The organism is Komagataeibacter saccharivorans, from assembly GCF_004348195.1.
GTDB lineage: Bacteria > Pseudomonadota > Alphaproteobacteria > Acetobacterales > Acetobacteraceae > Komagataeibacter > Komagataeibacter saccharivorans.
Map to the genome: position 1 here is coordinate 516,100 of NZ_CP036404.1, position 20,949 is coordinate 537,048.

General features: G+C 58.2%; 17 protein-coding genes and 3 pseudogenes. 12 read left to right on the forward strand and 8 right to left on the reverse strand.

The genetic code is table 11. From position 1 onward, the window contains the following. The first annotated feature begins 152 nt into the window (after positions 1-152). The 3 genes from KSAC_RS02230 to KSAC_RS02240 all read left to right on the forward strand — a co-directional run bounded on the left by KSAC_RS02230 (position 153) and on the right by KSAC_RS02240 (position 2,773). Positions 153-941 (forward strand): creatininase family protein, encoded by a 789-nt coding sequence (locus KSAC_RS02230; protein WP_243705337.1) that lies wholly within the window; start codon positions 153-155, stop codon positions 939-941. A 52-nt stretch (positions 942-993) separates the two neighbouring features. Then, positions 994-2,148, forward strand: coding sequence for a YVTN family beta-propeller repeat protein (locus KSAC_RS02235; RefSeq protein WP_102323743.1), 1,155 nt, complete (start codon positions 994-996; stop codon positions 2,146-2,148). 67 nt (positions 2,149-2,215) lie between these two features. Continuing rightward, positions 2,216-2,773, forward strand: coding sequence for a methylated-DNA--[protein]-cysteine S-methyltransferase (locus KSAC_RS02240; RefSeq protein WP_132303956.1), 558 nt, complete (start codon positions 2,216-2,218; stop codon positions 2,771-2,773). A 22-nt stretch (positions 2,774-2,795) separates the two neighbouring features. Here the strand turns inward: KSAC_RS02240 and KSAC_RS02245 are convergent, their stop codons facing one another. Together KSAC_RS02245 and KSAC_RS17785 are read right to left on the reverse strand one after the other, a co-directional pair. Beyond that, a complete protein-coding gene (locus tag KSAC_RS02245) occupies positions 2,796-3,416 on the reverse strand; it encodes an acetate uptake transporter (protein ID WP_132303958.1) in 621 nt (206 codons plus the stop codon). A 216-nt stretch (positions 3,417-3,632) separates the two neighbouring features. Beyond that, the gene (locus KSAC_RS17785; protein WP_132306051.1) at positions 3,633-4,028 is read right to left on the reverse strand and encodes a transposase; all 396 of its coding nucleotides are present in this window, start codon (positions 4,026-4,028) and stop codon (positions 3,633-3,635) included. 388 nt (positions 4,029-4,416) lie between these two features. Between KSAC_RS17785 and KSAC_RS17790 the strand changes: the two genes are divergently transcribed. The 4 genes and pseudogenes from KSAC_RS17790 to KSAC_RS02270 all read left to right on the forward strand — a co-directional run. After that, on the forward strand, positions 4,417-4,788 hold the full coding sequence (locus tag KSAC_RS17790; protein ID WP_408884737.1) for a DUF3828 domain-containing protein: 372 nt from the start codon (positions 4,417-4,419) through the stop codon (positions 4,786-4,788). Positions 4,789-5,230: 442 nt separating this feature from the next. Beyond that, positions 5,231-5,851: pseudogene (locus KSAC_RS02260) on the forward strand (IS5 family transposase); the annotation flags it as partial. 38 nt (positions 5,852-5,889) lie between these two features. Then, positions 5,890-7,076, forward strand: a pseudogene (locus tag KSAC_RS02265) (IS3 family transposase). Between the two features lie 64 nt (positions 7,077-7,140). Then, positions 7,141-7,359 (forward strand): annotated as a pseudogene (locus KSAC_RS02270) (transposase); the annotation flags it as partial. A gap of 21 nt (positions 7,360-7,380) precedes the next feature. On the opposite strand, the gene KSAC_RS02275 reads toward KSAC_RS02270, so the two are convergent. From KSAC_RS02275 to KSAC_RS02295, 5 genes are all read right to left on the reverse strand, one after another. Beyond that, positions 7,381-7,839: a c-type cytochrome gene (locus KSAC_RS02275; RefSeq protein WP_341812786.1), complete on the reverse strand. Its 459-nt coding sequence runs from the start codon at positions 7,837-7,839 to the stop codon at positions 7,381-7,383. 934 nt (positions 7,840-8,773) lie between these two features. Continuing rightward, positions 8,774-9,049, reverse strand: a complete 276-nt coding sequence (locus KSAC_RS02280; RefSeq protein ID WP_102323736.1) for a hypothetical protein — start codon at positions 9,047-9,049, stop codon at positions 8,774-8,776. Between the two features lie 116 nt (positions 9,050-9,165). Further along, positions 9,166-9,531, reverse strand: coding sequence for a hypothetical protein (locus KSAC_RS02285; RefSeq protein WP_102323735.1), 366 nt, complete (start codon positions 9,529-9,531; stop codon positions 9,166-9,168). A 108-nt stretch (positions 9,532-9,639) separates the two neighbouring features. Further along, entirely contained in the window at positions 9,640-11,193 is a 1,554-nt protein-coding gene (locus KSAC_RS02290) for a carbohydrate porin (protein ID WP_243705338.1), read from the reverse strand. 245 nt (positions 11,194-11,438) lie between these two features. After that, positions 11,439-11,957, reverse strand: coding sequence for a hypothetical protein (locus tag KSAC_RS02295; protein ID WP_132303962.1), 519 nt, complete (start codon positions 11,955-11,957; stop codon positions 11,439-11,441). Between the two features lie 164 nt (positions 11,958-12,121). Between KSAC_RS02295 and KSAC_RS02300 the strand changes: the two genes are divergently transcribed. From KSAC_RS02300 to KSAC_RS02320, 5 genes are all read left to right on the forward strand, one after another. Beyond that, complete coding sequence (locus KSAC_RS02300) at positions 12,122-12,664, forward strand: iron transporter (protein ID WP_102323733.1); 543 nt, start codon at positions 12,122-12,124, stop codon at positions 12,662-12,664. 17 nt (positions 12,665-12,681) lie between these two features. Continuing rightward, on the forward strand, positions 12,682-13,818 hold the full coding sequence (locus tag KSAC_RS02305; protein WP_132303964.1) for an ABC transporter substrate-binding protein: 1,137 nt from the start codon (positions 12,682-12,684) through the stop codon (positions 13,816-13,818). Next, the gene (locus KSAC_RS02310; protein WP_110547590.1) at positions 13,805-14,911 is read left to right on the forward strand and encodes a FecCD family ABC transporter permease; all 1,107 of its coding nucleotides are present in this window, start codon (positions 13,805-13,807) and stop codon (positions 14,909-14,911) included. Before KSAC_RS02305 ends, KSAC_RS02310 begins: the two co-directional genes overlap by 14 nt. Continuing rightward, positions 14,908-15,690, forward strand: coding sequence for an ABC transporter ATP-binding protein (locus KSAC_RS02315; protein ID WP_132303966.1), 783 nt, complete (start codon positions 14,908-14,910; stop codon positions 15,688-15,690). Before KSAC_RS02310 ends, KSAC_RS02315 begins: the two co-directional genes overlap by 4 nt. 1,312 nt (positions 15,691-17,002) lie before the next feature. Beyond that, entirely contained in the window at positions 17,003-17,503 is a 501-nt protein-coding gene (locus tag KSAC_RS02320) for a MucR family transcriptional regulator (RefSeq protein WP_102323729.1), read from the forward strand. A 1,411-nt stretch (positions 17,504-18,914) separates the two neighbouring features. On the opposite strand, the gene KSAC_RS02330 is transcribed toward KSAC_RS02320, so the two are convergent. Further along, complete coding sequence (locus KSAC_RS02330; RefSeq protein ID WP_132303970.1) at positions 18,915-20,918, reverse strand: M1 family metallopeptidase; 2,004 nt, start codon at positions 20,916-20,918, stop codon at positions 18,915-18,917. Positions 20,919-20,949: the final 31 nt, after the last annotated feature.

Below are 20,949 nucleotides of genomic sequence, written 5' to 3' on the forward strand. Positions count from 1 at the left end.
AACGGGCGGGGATGGAGCGGGTTTCATGCCTTCACGCAGGGCACGGTTGCCAAGCGCGCAAGGGCAGGGCACAGGTGCGCAGTCGAACACCTGCCGCCAAGGACCGCAGCCGCATGCGTAACCGTTTCCGTATTCTGGCCATTGCGCCGATCATGCTGGCGCTGTGGGGGCGCGCGCCCGCCCATGCCGCCGCCCCGGACAGCGTCGATTTCGCGGACCTGACATGGACCGAAATCCGCGATGCCATCCGCAATGGCACGACCACCGCGATCATTCCCGTGGGCGGCACGGAACAGAGCGGACCCTATATCGCAGTGGGCAAGCATGACGTGCGGGCCATGATCCTTGCGCGGCGCATCGCACGCCAGACGGGGCATACGCTGGTCGCCCCCGTCATGGCCTACGTGCCTGAAGGCAGCACGACCCCACGCACGTCGCACATGCGTTTTCCCGGCACGCTCAGCCTTTCCCCCTCCACCTTCCGCGCCGTGCTGACCGATGCGGCGGAAAGCCTGCGCGTGCAGGGCTTTACCCGCGTGGTGCTGATCGGGGATCACGGCGGCTACCAGCGCGACCTGCGCGCGGTGGCGGACATGCTGAACTGGCGTTGGCAGCGCAACGGGGCGCATGTGCTGTACATCCCCGCCTATTATGACGTGATACCGGGCGCTTACGCCACATGGCTGCGCCAGCATGGCCACGGGTCGGAAGTGGGACAGCATGCCGACCTGTCCGATACGGCGCTGATGCTGGCGCTGGACCCGGCCATGGTGCGCACGCAGGCGCTGCGTACCGCCCCCCTGCCAACGGCGGCGCAGGGCGTGTATGGCGGCGATCCCCGCCGGGCCGATGCGGCATTGGGGGAAGTGGGCGCGGACATGCAGGTCAACGCCGCAGTGGCCGCCATGCAACACGACCTAACAGGACAGAAAGCGAACTGATTGCGCCGGGTTCACGGCGTGCTATAGGGGCCGCGAGGAACAGGATCACACTATGACACAAAAGAAAAAACTGCCGATTCTGGGGCTGGCCGCGTCGCTGCTGATGGGTGGCACGGCACTGGCCCAGACCGTGGACACCATCCCCGGAATGCCGCCGGTCGTGGACCCGCACAACATCTATTCCGAGACGACGGCAGGCCACCTGAACCCGGAAGTGGCCAGGGACCCGGCGCGCGTTTACGTGCCCAACCTGCGTTCGAACAACGTGTACGTAATCGACCCGCAGACATACAAGGTCGTCTCGCGCTTCAAGGTGGGCAAAAGCCCGCAACACGTCGTCCCGGCATGGGACCTGCGCACGCTGTGGGTGACCAACAATGCCGAGGGCACGACGGCGGGCACGCTGACCCCCATCGACCCGCGCACCACGCAGCCGCTGGCCGATGTGCCGGTGGATGATCCGTACAACATGTATTTCACGCCCGATGGCAAGTCAGCCATAACCGTGGCTGAAGCACGCGAACGGCTGGATTTCCGCGATCCGCACACCATGGAACTGCAGGGTTCGGTGTCCGTGCCGCAGTGCAAGGGCGTGAACCATGCCGATTTCTCGATCGACGGGCGTTACGCCATCTTCACGTGTGAATTCGGTGGCTATCTGGCCAAGGTGGATACCGTCAACCGCAAGGTGATGGGCTACCTGAAACTGTCTGGTGGCGGCATGCCGCAGGATATCCTGATCGCGCCGGACGGGCACAAATTCTATGTGGCCGACATGCATGCCGATGGCGTGTTCATCATTGACGGCGACACCTTCCGCGAGACCGGGTTCATCCCCACCGGCATCGGCACGCACGGCCTGTATCCCAGCCGCGACGGGACGAAAATGTACGTGGCCAACCGCGGTTCGCACAAGATCCACGGCCCGCCCCACAGCAAGGCCGGCGGCGTGAGCGTGATCGACTTCGCCACGGACAGGGTCGTGAACCAGTGGCTTATTCCCGGCGGCGGCAGCCCCGACATGGGCAATGTCAGCGATGACGGCAAGACATTGTGGCTGTCCGGCCGGTTTGATGACGTGGTTTACGCCATCGACACGACCACGGGCGCCACGCGCAAGATCCCCGTGGGGCAGGAACCGCATGGCCTGACCGTCTGGCCGCAGCCGGGTCGGTATTCCATTGGGCATACCGGCATCCTGCGCTAGGATCACCACACCCCGCGCATTGTAGACCATGCGCGGGGATTGGGTTCTTGCATAAGGATAGCAGGCCATGAACGCGTCACAGGTGCGATCACGCGACAGTCAGGGTGATATCCGTCTCGGCATGGGGCAATCCACACTGGGCGCAGTGCTGGTGGCGATGCGTGGCGACCGGATTGCAGCCGTCATGCTGGATGATGATGCGAACAGCCTGCGCCGTGCCGCCCATGAACGCTTTCCCGCCGCCCCCATTGTGGAAGGGGACAGCACGATGGACGGGGCGATCGCCACTATTACGGCCTGCATTGACGCGCCAGGCACGCAGGCGGACCTGCCGCTTGAGTTAAACGGCACGGCGTTTCAGCAACAGGTATGGCAGGCGCTGCGTGCCATACCCTGCGGCACGACCCTGACCTATGCCGAACTGGCCGCGCGCATCGGCAGGCCGGGCGCGGTGCGGGCCGTGGCGGGTGCATGCGCCGCGAACGAGATGGCGATCATCATACCATGCCACCGGGTCATCCGCAGCGATGGCAGCCTGTCAGGCTATCGGTGGGGGCCTGCGCGCAAGGCACAGCTACTGGCCCGGGAACGGGCATGGGTGGCCCATGGCGGCACGCCCGTCTGAACGCGCCGCCTGTCATCCACATTCAGGAAAGATGGACCACCAGATCCTCGTGCTGCTGCGCAATGGACCGCCCGGCACCGGGCAGGCCGATAGGCAGGACAGGGTGGCCGAACTGGATTTCCAGAATCTCGGCCGCGGCCAGATAGATCGCGCTGAAACCGCAGAACAGTCCTTCATATCCCGCCACGACGCCAAGGCCGGGACGGTCGAAAACTTCAGCACTGCCCAGCAGGAGAAACAGTACCAGCAGGCTGAAAAACACGACCTGATGCGCACGCGACGCAGCCAGTGACCCCAGCGCCATGATGGCGGTGAACAGCCCCCACATCCACAGGTAACTTCCCATAAGGGTAGGGGAAGACGCCGCCACCAGCCCCCATTGCGGCAGGAACAGCAGGACCACCAGCGAAATCCAGAACGCCCCGTATGCCATGAAGGCGGTCATGCCGAATGTATTGCCGTTGCCATATTCCAGCATTCCGGCGACAAACTGCGCAGCCCCGCCAAAAACCAGTCCCATGGCCAGTATCGCCGCCCCCATCGGCACGATATGGGCGTTATGCAGGTTAAGCAGCACTGTCGTCATGCCAAACCCCATAAGGCCCAGAGGCGCGGGGTTGGCTTTGGCATAGTCGTGGGACATAGGGTGGTTCCATTCCGTAACAGGTGAATTATGACAAAACATGTCACCTTATCGGGGCCGGACGTATTAAAATATTGCTTAGGCTCAGGACACATTCTTTGAGATGGAAGCCGAAGGTTGCCGCGATCTGGATAGCAGACATGAGTGCATGAGCGCACTGGTCGTATCTGGTCGTAATACGTCGCCAGTCTTTGAGTTTTCCGAACATATTTTCGATCATGCAGCGCTTTTTATACTGGTGCCCGTTGTAAAACGGCTTTGATTTCCCGTTTTTGCCCGGCCCGAAATACAGGCTGTGATATTCTGCCCTGCAAGAGACTGTCTGACCCTGCTGCTGTTATATCTCCGGTCTGTGGTGACTTCCCCGGTCTTATCGGAAAGGTCTGCCAGCAAAACATCGCCCGCCTTGAAGTCACCGACCCGTCCAGCAGTCAGATAAAGCCGGACAGGCCGATCCTCGTCGTCACATACGGCATGAAGCCTTGAGTTCAGTCCGCCCTTTGTGCGCCCGATATGGCGGGGAAAAGCTCCCTTTTCGGGCAGGAAGACATAGAAGGTCAGGTTGGGAACATGTTGGCGGCTCCGTGGGTTACGGTCTGACAGTCCACGCAGTAAATGCTATCTATATTTTACATTGTTTTCATTATATCGGGTTTTATTGATGTTGCGTCAGCAGGACCATTTCGGACCGGAGATGCGGCTGTTATTCAGCCTGTCAAAGGACATACAGATGGACATATCATATGTTCGATGTGATATTTGGATATCAGATTGCAAATAGAGAACCATGTGGCCTGGACTGTCATATCGTAATGAAAAACCACGCTATAAAATGTACAGGCATCCAGAATAGATTAAAAATATTAAGCTTCTGCGTTCTCATCTTTTTTCCATTCCGGACACATGCCCAGAGCATAACGCCCGAGCGGGAAGTGCTGGGTTTTATAAAAAATATATGATTGCATGCGCTCAATTTATTAGTAAACCCAAACAAGAGGACATGGATGATTTATTTTGTGGTGTAGACATTAAAAAATACATTACAAAATCATTGTTTGAAAAAATAGTTCGCTCCCATAAATCTGAACCAGAGGGTAATCTTCTACCACCATGGAGCCCAAATTATTTGGGAGATTCAGATTATTTTCTCCACATTCAGGATTTTGATGCCCAGTGGGCATCTTCCATGTCGACCAGGATTATACATAAAAATAAAAACATGTCCGTTGTCCGTCTTTTTATGGATTTCCCAAAAGATTCCGGCGAATCACTCGCGATATGTGTTCGGCTACAACGTGACAAGATAGGCTGGAAAATTTACCAGGTAGATCTACCTACAGATAATAACCTTCCAGACTGCAAGGGTGGATAATTTTTTTATTAGTAATAAACATTGTTATTAAATAATGTTGAATGTCGTTTTATTTATATTATCAATATTTTTATAATACATAACCACCTGCAAACAACCTTACTGACAACATCCTTGATGCGGATAGGCATGTTTCTGGAGTTCCGCGAGGTCTTCAGGATTATCGCAGCATCAAGACCTGTTAGTTTGTTGAATTAAGCTGTGTTCCGTGATTCACAGTCCTTCGGAGAGGATTATACTGTATTTTCCTTTGACGTATGGCATGCCGCGCGTGGATAATCGCCGCGTCCTGAACGGGTGCATGAAAAATATTCAGGCAGCGCCTTTTTTCAGGAAGGCGGCACAGTCTGAATCTTTTTAAAAAAAGCTGCACCAAACACTTTCTTACGTTTTTCTAGAGGGTGTTATGTACTTTTTTGTGTAATTGTTGCAGAATATGTGGATGAATACTGCTCGCAAACCGTATCCGTCTGATATCAGTGACGAAGAGTGGTCTCTGATTGTTCCCTATCTCCTTCTGATGAAAGAGGATGCAGAGCAGCGACATCATGATCTGAGAGAGTTGTTCAACGGCCTGCGGTATGTGATCCGTTACGGTATAGCATGGCGCGCGATGCCGAACGATCTGCCACCGTGGACTGCGGTTTATCAGCAATCCCGGCGCTGGATGGACGCAGGATGTTTCGAGGTTGTCGTCCACGATCTCCGGGCCGTGCTGCGTCTGGCTGCAGGAAAGCAGGCCGAGCCGACAACGGCGATTATCGACAGCCGGACACTGCGCTCAACCCCTGAGAGTGGTTCACGCGCCGGGTATGATGGCGCGAAAAGAAAAAAGGGATCGAAGCTGCACATGGCGGTCGACACCCTAGGGCATCTTCTGGCCCTGCACGTCACCCCGGCAGACAGAGATGATCGGGCAGAAGTCGCTCCGCTCGCGCAAGCCATTCAGCAGGCAACAGACGGTAGCGTTGAACTGGCATGGGCTGATCAGGGCTATACCGGATCAAAACCGGCGAAAGCTGCCAGAGAGCAGGAAGAGGAGGCCCCGGAAAATCGGACAGGGTGATAAGCTATCCCCGGCCTGGATAAGGACAGGGACTGATGGGCAAGGTTACGAGGAAACGGTATTCGTGTGAGTTCAAGTCTCGTGTGGCTCTTGAGGCGATCCGTGGCGAGCAGACGTTGTCGGAACTGGCGTCGAAGCACGGTGTGCATCAGACGATGATTGCCCAGTGGAAGCGTCAGGCGATCGAGGGCATGGCAGCGACCTTTTCGGGCAAGGCCGTTGCGGAGCCTGCGACGAGTGCGGCCGAGGTTGAGAAGCTTCATGCGAAGATCGGCCAGCTTTTGGTGGAACGGGATTTTTTGCGGGATGCCTCTGTTCGCTTGGGCGTGACCAGAGGCGGGAAATGATCGACCCGCAACGTCCCCGCTTGCCGATTGTCAGGCAATGCACCTTGCTGAGGCTCAACCGATCTGGGGTATATTATCAGCCTGCGCCCGAAAACGCGTTCAACCTGATGCTGATGCGGTTGATCGACGAACAGTTCATGGAAACGCCGTATTATGGCGCCCGGCAGATGGCGCGGCACCTTCGCCGTCTGGGCCATGAGGTAGGCCGCAAGCGGATCGGACGGCTGATGGCCCGGATGGGGCTGGTTGCGATCTACCAGAAACCCAGGACGACGGTGCCCCACCCGGAGCATCGCACATATCCTTATCTCCTGCGGGACCTGACGATCGACAGGCCCAACCAGGTCTGGTGTTCGGATATCACCTACATTCCGATGCGCCGGGGTTTTCTGTATCTGACGGCGATCATGGACTGGGCGACGCGCAAGGTTCTGGCCTGGCGCCTGTCCAATACCATGGATGCGGACTTCTGCATCGAGGCCTTGTAGGAGGCGTTGGCCCGCTACGGGACGCCGGAGATTTTCAACACGGATCAGGGCCGCCAATTCACCACGCCGCGCTTCACCGAAGTGCTACAGGGCCGGCAGATCCGCATCAGCATGGACGGGCGCGGCCGCTGGATGGACAATGTCTTCATCGAACGGCTCTGGCGGTCATTGAAATATGAATGCGTGTATCTCCACGCTTTCGAGACCGGCTCGGAACTTCGTGCCGGCCTGGCGAAATGGATTGGTCATTATAATTCGCGGCGCCCACACTCGGCGCTCGCTGGACGCACGCCCGATGAGGCGTATCATGGATCCGCTCCGACACCGCTGCCGGGGTTAACCCCGGCAGCGGTGTCGGTCAGCAACAACGAGAAATTGGCGGCATAGCAACATCGGGCGATAGCTTATTCAACCCGCAAATCTGTCCGAACAAATGGGGCCACCTCTGGATATCACCCTCGAAATCGTCAGGCTGCCTCAGGCAAAGCGGGGTTTTGTGCTGCTGCCCCGACGATGGATCGTGGAGAGATCGTTCGCATGGGCGACACGGTGCAGAAGGCTCGTAAAAGACTACGAGCGCTGCGCCTCAACCCTCGCCGCAATGCACACCATCGCCTTCGCTGGCTTCATGCTCAGAAATGCCGCTCAACTGCTCGCCCAAAGTGCATAACACCCTCTAGAATTTCCGGGGTCAGGGCAGGGGATGAATGACATCCAGAATTTTGCGTTTTTCCGCCACCGCCGGGGGTGACAGGCGCTCCGTCCGGGCTGTAGCAATATCGGAGGGGGTAAAAAGCACCGTTTCCTCCCCGCCCGGCAGGCTGGCGACATGGTTCAGGATGGCGGCAATATCCTCATCGGGCAGCATCTTGAACGAAGGCATGAACCCGGTATAGATGTCGCCCCCTACCGTAATCCGGCCCATGATGCCATTCAACGCGACGGCAGCCATGTATTGCCGCCCTTCCGCCGTGGCGGAAATCTGCGCCGCACGCCCGACCAGCGGCGGAAACTGCCCCGGACGGCCCTGCGCACCCGCTTCATGGCAGATACTGCAATTGGTCTGGTACAGCACCGCACCGTCCCCCGCGAACGCAACATTTCCCAGTGGCAGCATGCCAAGCATGACGGCAGACAGTCGTTTCATCATCCCTACGTTCCCGGCAGATCCCGTACCCGTAACAGGTGCCATGGGGACCTGTTTATCGTTTCAACATCGAATTCAGTATACGTCACGAACCGGTGAAAGCATGCCACAATACCATGGCTTACATCATATTTTCCAGTATAGTGTCGTTAACGCCACAGGATATGAGCTCTTTTATACAACATATATTTGAAATGATTGGTAACAATATGAATCATTTCCTGAAAATCGACATATTATGACTTACAACTCGCCCCTATGCTGATTTTATATATCGAGAGATGATACCTATGTTGTGGATATAAGGGCCTTTTTTGAAATTCGATATGATAGGTGTCAGAGCACTGATGCGTGAAACAGGCATCTGGATACGGACGCAGGGGCCACAAGACGAAACACGATCCTTCTGGCCCTACGAATGAGGAATGGGATCTGATCGCGCCTGCAAACCGGCGCGAGCGGAGACAGACAAGCAGCATTCCTGAAATGATCAGGACGCAGCACTATACCGCCCGCTCAGGCTGCGGCTATGTGATGGCCCCCGGTTCAGTCTGGCTCAAGGTTCGCTGGTGCAGCCCGTTCCTCTGGGGTCGTTTGTAAAAGACTACGAACAGCGGATGAATGCGGCAGGGACCACAGGTAGCCTCATGCTACACCGAAACACCCATCCCTGATTTTTCCGAATGGTCCTTGACCCCATTGCCGTCTGAATACCGCAAAGCGCCCCTCAATGGACGGGCCGTCGTCACACACGATGCACCATGCGCGTTTTCCCTGCGCACGAAAAAAAAGCGCCCCGCCGAAGCGGGACGCCGAGTTTAGGGATTGGGAGACGTTGTGGTGTCACGATATCCACATCCCTTTAACTACATTGATGGATAATAGTTTTATCGAATTCGATTAAATGACAAAAAATACATCTGCCGGGACATGCACATCACACGCCATGGATCATGACGTAATGCCGCGCGAACGGCAGCATGACCACAATGCCCAGCAGGCCAAACACCACCGTCATGCCTGCGAAGGTCACCATGTGGTGTGGATAATCTTCGGTGTAAAGCAGGCCGCAGACCCAGAATATCACGGCTTCCAGCGCCAGCGCGCCACCCAGTACCGGCCGGTGAAAGAACGGCCCCGACAGCCACCATACAAGGGCGGCCAGTATCACCACCATCGCGCTGCTGCGCGACAGGAAACGGATCGCACGCATGTCTTTCCTGAACCTTGGGGAAGGGAAGTAGGACTCACACCTTCGTGATCATGCGTGCAGTATGCCTTTATTCATCCCCGCGGGCAACGGCGCGACCCGTGCCCGCGGGGCATGGCTCACATTTTCTGCGCGCCGTCCGCAGGTGCCTGCGTAGCAGGGGCGGGGGCGGCATCGGGGTTCATCTTGCCCGGCGTTGTCGAATGTTCGACATCATACGCCGTGGCCTTTTCCTGATACGTGCCCTTGGAACCGGGATGTTCCTTGTCATACAACGCCGCCTTGGCCCTGGCTTCCTTGCGGTATTCATGACGCTTGTACATGCCGGTCGCACACCCGGCGGCGGCCCCCAGCACGCCATGGCCCGCCACATGGCCACCTACTGCGCCGACGGCGCCGTATTTCAGGCAGCCACCGGGTTCGGCATGGGCCGTGGTTGCGCAAGTAATGGCGGCAAGCGCCGCCAGCGTGGCTATTCTGCGCATGGATTATATCCTTTTCGCGTGTATCGGTGTCACGCGCCCAGACATATCCGATGGGTCATATTTTGTCACGTTTTCCCCAATCCCGGCCGGTAGGCCGCAGGGCGGGAATCAGAAGGTCAGGCTGCTGTGCAGGCCGAAAACGGCCTCGTTGCCCACGCGGCGGTTTCCGGTCCAGTCCGCCACCCCGCCGGAGGGGTTCCAGACGTACTGGAAGTCAGGCTGCATCACCATCCACGGCGTGACCTGCGCCTGATAGGTCAGTTCCAGATGGTTTTCGTTGCCCTGCACGATTGATCCGCTGTCGCGGTCGAACTGGCGCTGGCCTGAACTGGCCCGGCCAATGCCCCAGCCCAGCCCGATCGTGTCGTTGTCACGCCCCCTGAACGGCGCCTTCAGATTCACGCCCGCATCGATGGCGAAGCTGATCAGGTTGCGGTCGCCGCCATTGCCGGTCGCACGCAGGAACACGCCCACCGACCGTGCGGATTGCAGCGAAGGCCGCCAGATCATCTGGTCGATGATGCCATACACCATCCAGTTGCCCCGGTCCCAGCGCGGGGTCAGGTCGGACTGCGTGCTGTTCACGTTCAGCGTCGCCGCCCCCAGCGAACCACCGTTGCGGTTATACCGGTAATCGGCGAATTTCGCCGTGTCGTAATACCCGCCCAGCTTGTATATGCCCGGCAGGCCGGGGTCTTTCGTCACATGGGACATGTCGGCGGGCTGCGGGTTCAGCGCGTATTGCAGTTCGGTTATCAGCAGCGCGCCGGTGCCCATGTTGAAGTTGGTGCCATTGGCGCCATCATAGGTCTGGCTGGTGGGATCGGAATTGTAACCGCTGATGGACCCGGTAGCCTGCTGGATGGGAAGCGAGTTGTAGCGGTTGCCCGGCGGGTTGTCGTCGGCGGCGGCGAACATGAAGGTGAACTTCTCGCTGGGGCGGTAGCGGACGCGGATGGCGGGCGAGGACAGCGGCCATGACGGGCCGCCGCCATACAGGTTGACCGACGGGGCCATGGGCCAGCCGAAATTGGCGTTGAGGTAAAGCGATGCGTAATCGCTGATGAGGAATTCGGTATCGAGATCCTGCTGCCCGATCTTCACGTCCAGCTTTCCGTTAAGGAAGGTCTGCTGGTACCACAGTTCGAACAGGCGGGTGGAGCGGTCGGCCTCGAACCCGCTGACGGGGTTGAAGTTGGCCAGGTGATCCTGCGAGATCGAACGCCCGCGCGTCTGCAGCGCGCTGACCTGGAACAGGCCGCCCTTCAGGCCAAACAGCTTTTCGGTATCAACGGTCAGCGTCGGCATGGTCACGCCATCATAGGACGGGCCGGTGCCCGAACCGGCTGCCCCGTCATTGCCCGAGGCCGAACCGCCGGTGCCGTTCCCCCAAAGTTCATCGACTTCCTGAATGTCGAACGTGATGCCGTGTTTGTACAGCCATGGCCGCGCACCCCACATATTGCCCAGCAGGTTGCCGCTGGTATCGAGCCTGTCACCATCGCCCGCGGCCTTTTCCTCCGCATCGGCCTGCGCGCGTTCTGAATCGCGCACCGTCGCAGGGTCGATCTGCTGGACCAGCGGGGTGGAATTGCCAAGGCGGGCGCGGTCTTCCTCAATCTGTGTCTGGGCGAAAGCTGGGGCGGGCAGGGCCAGTCCCATGCACAGCAGCGATGATCCCGCCCGTAGCCCGTAACGCCATGCCCTGCGGCGTGGGGCAACGCCACCATGCAGGAAACGTCGGCTAGCGGGAAGGGAGTGCGCTGCGGGGGAAAGAGCCATTGGCCAACCTCAATTGAGAATCAATGTCAGTAATAATAATTCTCAATTACATTCCCGTAATGCGCCGTCAACCATATTTTGTTACATATCGCCCCCGCGCCAGCAGGGGGGGTGCCCCCGGCCCTTTATCGCAGGAAGACCTTGGGGACGCCTTCACTGTTAAGGCAGGACATGACCATCACACCGGTCCACAGCGCCAGCGAAAAACACGCGCCAACCCGCCCGCGCATCGTTGCCACCGGCCTGCCACACAGGACAGGCATATAGACAGTACGGTGGCACCACATGGCGTTCAGCATGGCCAGCGTGATCAGCAGCAGCTTGGGCGACAGGTAGGCCCGGCTGCCGATGCGCACGGGATCGTAAAAGAACAGTACGACGCCGCTCAGCATGGCGATGGTGAAGGTAACATGCAGTGGACGGACCATAAGCTGTGCGACAGGCGCAAGTCTGTTACCCACCCGGCGGTTGAGAATACCGAGGTCAAACAGCATATCCATCCCGAAGAACATCGCCATGCTTATGATATGCACAATACGGATCAGGTAATGTTCGGGCTGTAGCCAGAAATGCAGTGTGCGGCTGTCCATGGCGACAAGCAGATCATAGGGCAGCCGCATAAAGGCTAGGGGGTGGCTGATCATGGCAGGCGGTCTCCGTTACATGAAAGGGGGCATACCACCTGTTGACAGTGATAACAATTATCATTACCAGAACTGAAGAATCAGCCGGATGGGATGCCGCAAACCACCAGGTATTGCCGCAGGAAAATCAATAATAATGTGATGCATTACCTTCCTGAAATTTGATGGAAACAGTCGTCATGAATAGAAGAAATACGGTTCTGGCCCTTATTGTCGCGGCATTTCCCGTGGGGACCACAGTTGCGCATGCACGCGAATATCCGATCGGTGGGCCCGTGCAGGCCCATGATATGGAAATTGCATCCAGCTACCTGACCGGCATCATGGTCGAACCCATGCCCGCGGGCATGGCCGACAACATGAAGGCGGATACCATCCACCTTGAAACCGATGTCCACGCCACGGCGGACAATGTGTGGGGCTACCCCGATGGCGCATGGGTGCCCTACCTGTCGATCGGCTATGTCCTGACGAAGGATGGTACGTCATGGAAGGCGTCGGGCACCATGCATTTCATGACCGCCAAGGACGGCCCGCATTACGCCGATAACGTGCAGATGGACGGTCCCGGCCGCTACACCGTGGAACTGACCTATTCCTCGCCCGAACAGAACGGCTTCCTGCATCATGTGGACAAGGAAACCGGCACGCCGGGCTTCTGGAAGCCGTTTACCGAGAAGTTCAACTTCGCCTATCCGCAGAAATAAGCGGGCGGGACAGGAACATGGGACGGATACTGGACAGGGTACGGCAACTGGCATGCGGCGCGGTTGTGACCATGGGTTTTGCACTGGCGGCTACGGGCGCCAGCGCGGAAACCGTGACCGACCTTGCAGGCAGGACAGTGGAAATACCCGCCAGTGTCCATCGCATCATACTGGGGGAAGGGCGGTTGGTTTACGCCCTCGCGCCGCTGGAAAAACAGCACCTGTTCGACCACATCGTGGGCTGGCAGGGTGAATTCCGCGGCGCGGATACCCAGAGTTACGATCAGTACGTCGCAACCTTTCCGCAGGCAGCGGGTATCGCGCTGATCGGCAAGACCACGGCGGATACCGTCAGCCCCGAACGCGTGCTGGACCTTCATCCCGATCTTGCCATCCTGACGGTATCTGGCCACGGGCCGGGCAAGTCGAGCGAACTGGTCACACAGCTTGAAAGCGCGCATATCCCGGTTGTCTTTGTCGATTTCCGCGCCGATCCGCTGCACGATACCGTAGCGTCCATGCAGATCCTTGGCCGCGTGCTGCATCGTGAGACCGAAGCGGCGGATTATCTGTCTTTCTATCAGTCGCATCTCAAGCGCATTACGGACCGCATCGCCACCGTGCCGCAGGCGCAGCGGCCACGGGTATTCATTGAAATGCTCGCCGCCATGCGCGAAAGCTGCTGCCATACGGCGGGCAAGGGCAATATGGGGGCCTTCATCGAAGCCGCCGGTGGCCAGAATATCGCAGCCCCCCTGCTGCCCGGCTATATTGGTGACATCGATCTGGAAAAAGTGATCGCTTCCGACCCGGATTTCTATATCGCCGATGGCACCAAGGGACCAAAGGCCAGCGGTCCGGGCCTGCGCATGGGGGCGGAAGTCACGCCGGACATTGCACGCGCATCGCTGCTGAAGGTGATGGAGCGCCCCGGCATTTCCAGCCTGCGCGCCGTGACGGATGGCCATGCCTTTGGCATCTGGCATTCGTTTTATGACTCGCCTTACAACATCCTTGCCGTAGAGGTCATGGCGAAGCACTTCCACCCGGACCTGTTTGCCGATGTGGACCCCGATGCGACGCAGAAGGAACTTTACAGCCGCTTTCTTCCCGTCAGGCAGGAAGGGACCTTCTGGATCGATGCGCGTCCCTGACCAATCCCGGCCCGCCGCATCGTCTTCTTCTCCCGTTCCAGATCTTTCGGATTATGCAAGGCAGGTGCGCCAGACCTACCGGGCGCTGCTGCGGCGGCGCATCGGCATCCTTGGCGTCATGGGTGCGCTGATCGCCGGTTCGGTCCTGCTTGATTTCTGTCTGGGGCCATCGGGCCTGTCACCTTCGGCACTGGTGCGCACGCTGCTGCACCCGCATGATGTTTCAGCCGGACAGAGCGTGATCGTATGGCAGATCCGGCTGCCTTACGCGCTGATGGCCGTATGCGTGGGTGCCGCGCTGGGGCTGGCCGGTGCGGAAATGCAGACGGTTCTGGCCAATCCGCTGGCCAGTCCCTTTACCCTTGGCGTATCCGCTGCGGCAGCGTTTGGCGCGTCACTTGCCATCATCATGGGCTGGGGCATTCCCGGCGTGTCGGATGCGTGGGTGGTCTCCGCCGATGCCTTCGTTTTCGCCATCGGTTCGGTCCTGATGCTGGACATGGTTTCGCGCAGGCGCGGGGCGGGCACCGGCACGGTGGTACTGTTCGGCATCGCGCTGGTGTTCGCGTTCCATGCGCTGGTCTCACTGCTGCAGTTTGTGGCGAATGAGGACGCATTGCAGGATCTGGTATTCTGGACAATGGGTAGCCTGACGCGCGCGACATGGCCCAAGCTGGACCTGCTGGCCGCCGCCTGCGTGGTGGTCGCCCCGCTTTCGTTCCGCGCCGCGTGGAAACTGACCGTATTGCGCATGGGGGAGGAACGGGCGGCAAGCCTTGGCGTGGATGTGCCCCGCGTGCGGCGTGGCGCGCTGCTGCGGGTCAGCATCCTGTCCGCGCTTGCCGTATCCTTTGTGGGCACGATCGGCTTTGTCGGGCTGGTTGCCCCGCATATCGCCCGCCGCCTGCTGGGCGAGGACCACCGTTTTTATCTGCCCGGCAGCATGCTGGTGGGCGCGCTGGTCATGTCGCTGTCCTCGGTCGCGGCGCGTAACCTTCTGCCCGGCGTGGTCATTCCCACCGGGATCGTGACCGCGCTGGTGGGGATACCGTTCTTTCTGGCCATCGTGCTGCGCAGGCGGGGCCTGTCGTGAAAACGGGACTGCTGGCTGAACACATCTGCGTGCATTACGGCAGGCGCGTGGTTCTGGATGACCTGAATGTAGGTCCGTTCCCGGTGGGGCACGTATCCGCGCTGCTGGGGCCAAATGGCAGCGGCAAATCCACGCTCCTGCGCGCGATGGCGGGACTGGGGGAAAGCAGGGGCGCGGTCACGCTGGATGGGCAGGACCTGTCACGCCTGTCCTTTGCGCAGCGCACGCGACGGTGCATCTACCTGCCGCAGACATTGCCCGCCACCGTACATATACAGGTACTGGAATCCCTTCTGGCCGCACAGCATGCAACCGGATGGACGCCCGCGCAGCCTGAAGGCGACGCGGTGGACGGCGCGCTGCGCATGCTGGACGTGTTTGGCATTGCTGACCTGGCCATGCGGTATATGGATGAACTGTCTGGCGGGCAGCGTCAGCTTGTCGGGCTTGCGCAGGCGCTGGGCCGCCAGCCGGATGCGCTGTTGCTGGACGAACCCCTCAGCGCGCTGGACCTGCATCATCAGTTCGCCGTGATGGAAGTCCTGCGCCGTGAAACCGCGCGGCGCGGGATCGTGACGGTCATGGTGCTGCATGACCTGAACATTGCGGTACGCATGACCGATTATGACGTGATCCTGCGTGATGGGCGGATCATCGCCGCAGGGCCGCCCCGTGATGTCATAACACCCGATACGCTACGCGCGACCTATGACATCACTGCCCGCGTGGAAACATGCAGCCGGGGCCTGCCACACGTTATGGTTGACGGGCTGAGCTGAAAACGCGCCGCAGGCGCGTGAACACCCGCCATGACAGCCATGTAGTGGAAAGCAGGAAACGGTCATACATCCGTCCTGTCCTGCTGGAGCGATCAGGGCGGACCGGATGTATGACAGGCAAACGCCATGGCCTGTGCATGGTCAGGCCACCGCTGATCTTCATTACTGTATTGCAGCCTGCCGCACTCGCCGGTCAGACGTAAAGCCTCACGATGGCTACTGCCTGCAAGGTAGGGATGATACCGGTTCCTTTTACTTTCCCTTTACCCATCTGCCGAAGCATAGTCAGCCCGGACGGATATGACGGTATTGATACCTGTGTCAGGCCCATATGGCATTGCCCATGTAGCATATAAGAATATCTTTCCCGTTTCCGTGGCCGCAACGTGCATCCTGCAAATACAGACATGCGTGAGTGGCATCATGCCATGGTTAACGGCGGGTCGGCGTTATGGTGTGCCGGGACAGTAATCAGGTCGCGGTTATGGAGCCAGTGTGCAGGGTAGGATCTACCTGCGCTGCCCGGTTCCGCTGCATCCGGTAAAGTATTGGTAATGAAATAACGTCGCAGACCGTCCCGCGAAACAGGAGACCCCCATGGCGCGGCATGGCCATGGATACGACAGACGATAAGGGCGTTGCCGTTATTTATCCCGTGACCGCCATAAAGTAGCCGCGCAGCCACCTGTTCGCCCATTACTGGTCTGTTTCATAAGCCGGTTAATTTACCTCACACCCTTTTTATGTGTTCCCTATCCGCAGGATGATCATTACAGCCATAGGTTGAGAAGTGTAAAAAAGTATTCATCCTACGTTGCATCCAGCAGGGGGCAATATTGCGGTCATGTCATAACAGAACAAAATAAACCGCCTGTTCCATATATACGATACAGTCCATCCGGCCCATTGCCATCACAGGGCGGATCAACATGCCGATACTGTCAGGCCAGGGGCGCAAAACAGCGCTGTTCGCCTATGCGTCGTATCTATATAATAATGAAACATTATTAATAATGTATGGAAAAGTCGAAAGCTGCTTCCGGATTATTCATTTTTTGTAAACCAAAAATTGCATCTATTGGAAACATGGGATATTAGCCGGTGTTGATTGGCGTATACCCATGCCTGCTGCAAAAACCGGCCAGAGCGATATGTTACCCCGTGCTGTTGAAAGGTACGTCCCTGTCTGCAATGAAAATGGCATGAAATACCGATCAAAGTGATTTATTGTGGTTGCATAATAGACATATGATTATTACTGATAGGGTGAGATATGTCTCCTGACGGCAGTCTACCAAGGAAAGAAGCGACATTGGACAATAAAGATATTCCGCATACCGAACTGGTATCGATGACGACAGAAATCGTGGCCGCGCACACGAACCACAATACGGTTGCCATTGACCAGATCCCGGCCCTGATCGAGACAGTCTATGCTGGTCTCAAGGGACTTGGTGCTGAAAAGGCGGTCGAACCGACGCCGCTGCAGCCGGCCGTGCCCATCAAGAAGTCAGTATTCCCTGACTACGTGATCTGTCTGGAAGACGGCAAGAAGCTGAAAATGCTCAAGCGCCACCTCCAGACCGCCTATGGCATGACGCCGGAGCAGTATCGTGAAAAGTGGGGCCTTCCCCCCAACTATCCGATGACGGCGCCGAACTATGCGGCTCACCGTTCCTCCCTGGCGCAGAAAATCGGCCTTGGCCGCAAGGTCGTTGCCGAGCCGGTTGTCGAGGCACCCGCCGAAGCACCGGAAAAGGCGCCCCGCAAGACCCGCGCCCGCCGTACCAAGAAAGCCGACACAGCCGCGTAATAATACGCCCGCTGTTGCACGATACCCGGCCCGGAAACGGGCCGGGTATATGTGCGCGTAAAGGTCGTGATCTGCCAGTCATGACCCAGTTGCCGGTCAGGCCGGTTAATAATCCTCGCTCCGGGGCAGGGCACACATATGCAGCGCCCGTTCTGGCAATATGTTCAGGCGGTAGCATTACGGGCGTAATGACATAACATCCAATACAGGCTGTTCGGGGTAGTGATGTACGACCGGATCGCCTACTACAACGGCTATCTGGGCCAGTTCGCCGGTACCGGGACTTACCAGAACGTCTCGTCCTGACAGTAAGCAATCCGTAAATCCTGACACCTGCATGATAACCTGACTGGCGGCGATGCCGCGCATCTGCATTGTGCGTGAAGCTGACAGGGCGGCAATACGGACCATTCATATAACCTGTATTGCTTTGTGCATGTGCTGACGGTCAATCATTCGGCCATTCTCAACCACTGACCGGAACAGTGCTGTACGTTTTACTGACGTAGGCAGCATTGCCCTGATATGCGATCGCAGCAGACACAATAGAATATGTGTTTTCATACATAGTAATAAGTGACGTATTGCGCGCAGTGCGCTTTACGGTCATTGGCAGGATGGGACCGATCCAGACACGGACGCCACCTGCAAAACAGTCCCATTGCTGTTGGTCAGTAGATCAACGACCAACTGTTTAAAGAAATTACTGTGACAATTTGTAAACGATTTTCCGAACCAATATTACCCTGACAAACGGATACTGTTCCACCCGGTTCTTATCCGTTATTACAAAACAGTATACGAAACATAGTCTGCACAGTAACGGTTGGCTTCCAGTTCACGCAGTCAGGCGGTCCGTAAAGAAAAGGACGGGAACCGCGCAGGTCGTATCGCAAACCCGCCATGCGACGGCACCTCCATTTTGGATATCGAAGCGATACTGATCGTGGACAAGTCCGGTCAGTCGCAACGAACCAATGACCGCACAGGTAAACCGTTCGGACACACAGCCACGGTCGGGTACATCTACATAATGAAGCTGCATCATTAATGCAGGTCTGATCGGTTGCTGGCAGGCAGTGTCGTCTTGAGGAGGGATTAGACTGCATCCCCGAAACTGTCTGAAAGCGTAATCCGAACGTTTCTACAGTTTCTGACTGATGGGTCAGCCGCGATACATGCGTGGCGACTTTAGCAGGACCGGCGGGTACAGGCCGATCGTTATGACGCCAGGCCCCCGTGAACGCGCAGGGCAGGCGGTATGAACGGCTGTCTGAAGCAGTCACCCAGAAATCATCAAGAAGTTTTTGGTGGAGCTTTTTTCAAAATCTTCGGAAGACGTCGCCTTTCTGAAAAAGGCGGCAGACAGAACCGTGGGACAGCACACAGGCTGTCCCACAGGAGCATTGATTCAGCGCATCTTCCGGCTGTTGTCCGAACGGTCGGGTTCAGGCAGCACGTGATCGGGGTCCAGCGTGGCGCGGACAACGCTGCGTCCACCCGGCAGGCCGATCGTGATGCGGTCGCCCATATGCCAGCTTTCTGTCGGGATGACCTGATCGGCATGGGTACCATCGGCATAGTCCAGCCGTAACGTGACAGGCAGCATCAGCCTGCCCTTGCTGCGCAGGCCGACCTGCACGCCCTGTCGTGCATCGTTATGGACATAGGACAGGCTAGTGATGGCGTAATCGGGCCACCAGTTTTCAAAATACCATCCGCGCCAGAACCAGCCCAGATCCTCCCCGGTTTCGCTTTCCATGAAGCGGAAGAAATCGGACGGGGCAGGGTGGCGGTACGCCCATGCCTGAATATAACGCCGGAAGGCGGGATCAAAACGGTCGGGGCCAAGGATCTGCTCACGCAGCAGGACCAGCCCATAAGCACTTTTGAAATAACTGACCGGGTGACGGTACTTTTCCGAAACCAGTTCCGACGGCGTCATAAGGGGCGGCGCCTGCGGATCGGTCAGCAGGGGAATGATGTCGTCAGCGGGCCGCCCGGTTTTCGGCGCGAATTCGGAATCCCGCTTGGGCGCGTATTCCCCATGATTGAAATGCTGCGATGCGTAGGCATCGATAAAGGTATTGAACCCTTCATCCATGAAGGCACTGCGCCGCTCGTTCGATCCGACAATCATCGGGAACCAGTCATGGCCCAGTTCATGCGTGGTGATCCAGAACAGCTTGTCGTCACGGTCCTGCCAGCCATCAAACACGATGCCCGGATATTCCATGCCCGCGCCATGCCCACCGACATTGATGGCGTTTGGCCAGGGATAGGTGAACCACTGCTGCGAGAAGTATTCGATCGCGTGCTTTACATATTCGGTGGACCGATCCCATGCCTGCGCACCCGCCCCTTCACGCGGGTAGACCGACATGGCAAGCCGGGGCACAGGCGCCATGCCCGGCGCGGGGCTGATCGCAGGCAGGTTGATCCGCGCTGCGTCCCACACGAATACCGGCGATGCGACAAAGGATACATCGCGCGTGTTTTCCATGCGGAAATGCCACGTCTTTTCGCCATCATGGGCCAGATGGCTGGCGGGGTTGGCAACATCATCGGCAGTGCGGATCTGGACGGTACTGTCGCTGCGCGCCGCCTGCGCCAGACGTGCGCGTTCGGTCGGGGTCAGCACGTCCGCCGGATTAAGCAGCGCGCCCGACCCGACCACCGTGAAGTTCCACGGCACCGTTACCGTGTAATCGAAATCCCCGTAATCAAGATAGAACTCCTGCCCCAGATACGGCAGCGTATCCCATCCCCGGCGGAAGTCGTACACACTCATGCGCGGATACCATTGGGCGATTTCGTAAATATCGCCATCACGCACCGGGGTTACGGATGTCCGCCCGCCCCATGGGCCGGGCACGGTATGATGCCAGCGGATGCGCAGGCGTATTTTCTCCCCATGGCGCAGCAGCGTTCCATCGGGCAGGGCAAGCTGCATGCGGGTATCGGAAATACGGGGCTGGATCGTAATATCCCGCCCGTCGCGCACCACACTGACAGATTCGATGACCGCGCCGTCCGTCGTATTGGCATGCCGCGAAGGATTGACGAAATCAGCCCGCGCGCCGGAGCGGTAGATGTTCTGGTCAAGCTGCACCCACAGTTCGTCAAGACTGTCGGGGCTGTTGTTGGTGTAGGTCAGGATTTCCTCGCCACTCAACACATGCGTAGCGGTGTCGATGCGGGCATGGATGGTGTAGTCCGCGCGGTTCTGCCAGTAGTCGGGGCCGGGCACCCCGGAACCCGAGGCATAGCGCCCCGGCGCGTCGGGCAGCGTCAGCGCATTGAACGCCGCACGCATGGCCAATGCTCCGGACGGGTCGGACGCGGACGCGGGCGCGGCACGGGCTGTAGCGCACCCCGCGACACAAAGGATAAGGGCAATTTTTCCATAGGACATCAATGCGCTACCTGCCTGCTGCGTTATCGTT

Excerpts from the sequence above, each read along its gene's own strand:
- KSAC_RS02230 (WP_243705337.1), top strand. The coding sequence starts at position 153 with ATGCTGGCGCTGTGGGGGCGCGCGCCCGCCCATGCCGCCGCCCCGGAC.
- KSAC_RS02235 (WP_102323743.1), top strand. The coding sequence starts at position 994 with ATGACACAAAAGAAAAAACTGCCGATTCTGGGGCTGGCCGCGTCGCTG.
- KSAC_RS02240 (WP_132303956.1), top strand. The coding sequence starts at position 2,216 with ATGAACGCGTCACAGGTGCGATCACGCGACAGTCAGGGTGATATCCGT.
- KSAC_RS02245 (WP_132303958.1), bottom strand. The coding sequence starts at position 3,416 with ATGTCCCACGACTATGCCAAAGCCAACCCCGCGCCTCTGGGCCTTATG.
- KSAC_RS17790 (WP_408884737.1), top strand. The coding sequence starts at position 4,417 with ATGGATGATTTATTTTGTGGTGTAGACATTAAAAAATACATTACAAAA.
- KSAC_RS02275 (WP_341812786.1), bottom strand. The coding sequence starts at position 7,839 with ATGATGAAACGACTGTCTGCCGTCATGCTTGGCATGCTGCCACTGGGA.
- KSAC_RS02280 (WP_102323736.1), bottom strand. The coding sequence starts at position 9,049 with ATGCGTGCGATCCGTTTCCTGTCGCGCAGCAGCGCGATGGTGGTGATA.
- KSAC_RS02285 (WP_102323735.1), bottom strand. The coding sequence starts at position 9,531 with ATGCGCAGAATAGCCACGCTGGCGGCGCTTGCCGCCATTACTTGCGCA.
- KSAC_RS02290 (WP_243705338.1), bottom strand. The coding sequence starts at position 11,193 with ATGGGACTGGCCCTGCCCGCCCCAGCTTTCGCCCAGACACAGATTGAG.
- KSAC_RS02295 (WP_132303962.1), bottom strand. The coding sequence starts at position 11,957 with ATGATCAGCCACCCCCTAGCCTTTATGCGGCTGCCCTATGATCTGCTT.
- KSAC_RS02300 (WP_102323733.1), top strand. The coding sequence starts at position 12,122 with ATGGAAACAGTCGTCATGAATAGAAGAAATACGGTTCTGGCCCTTATT.
- KSAC_RS02305 (WP_132303964.1), top strand. The coding sequence starts at position 12,682 with ATGGGACGGATACTGGACAGGGTACGGCAACTGGCATGCGGCGCGGTT.
- KSAC_RS02310 (WP_110547590.1), top strand. The coding sequence starts at position 13,805 with ATGCGCGTCCCTGACCAATCCCGGCCCGCCGCATCGTCTTCTTCTCCC.
- KSAC_RS02330 (WP_132303970.1), bottom strand. The coding sequence starts at position 20,918 with ATGTCCTATGGAAAAATTGCCCTTATCCTTTGTGTCGCGGGGTGCGCT.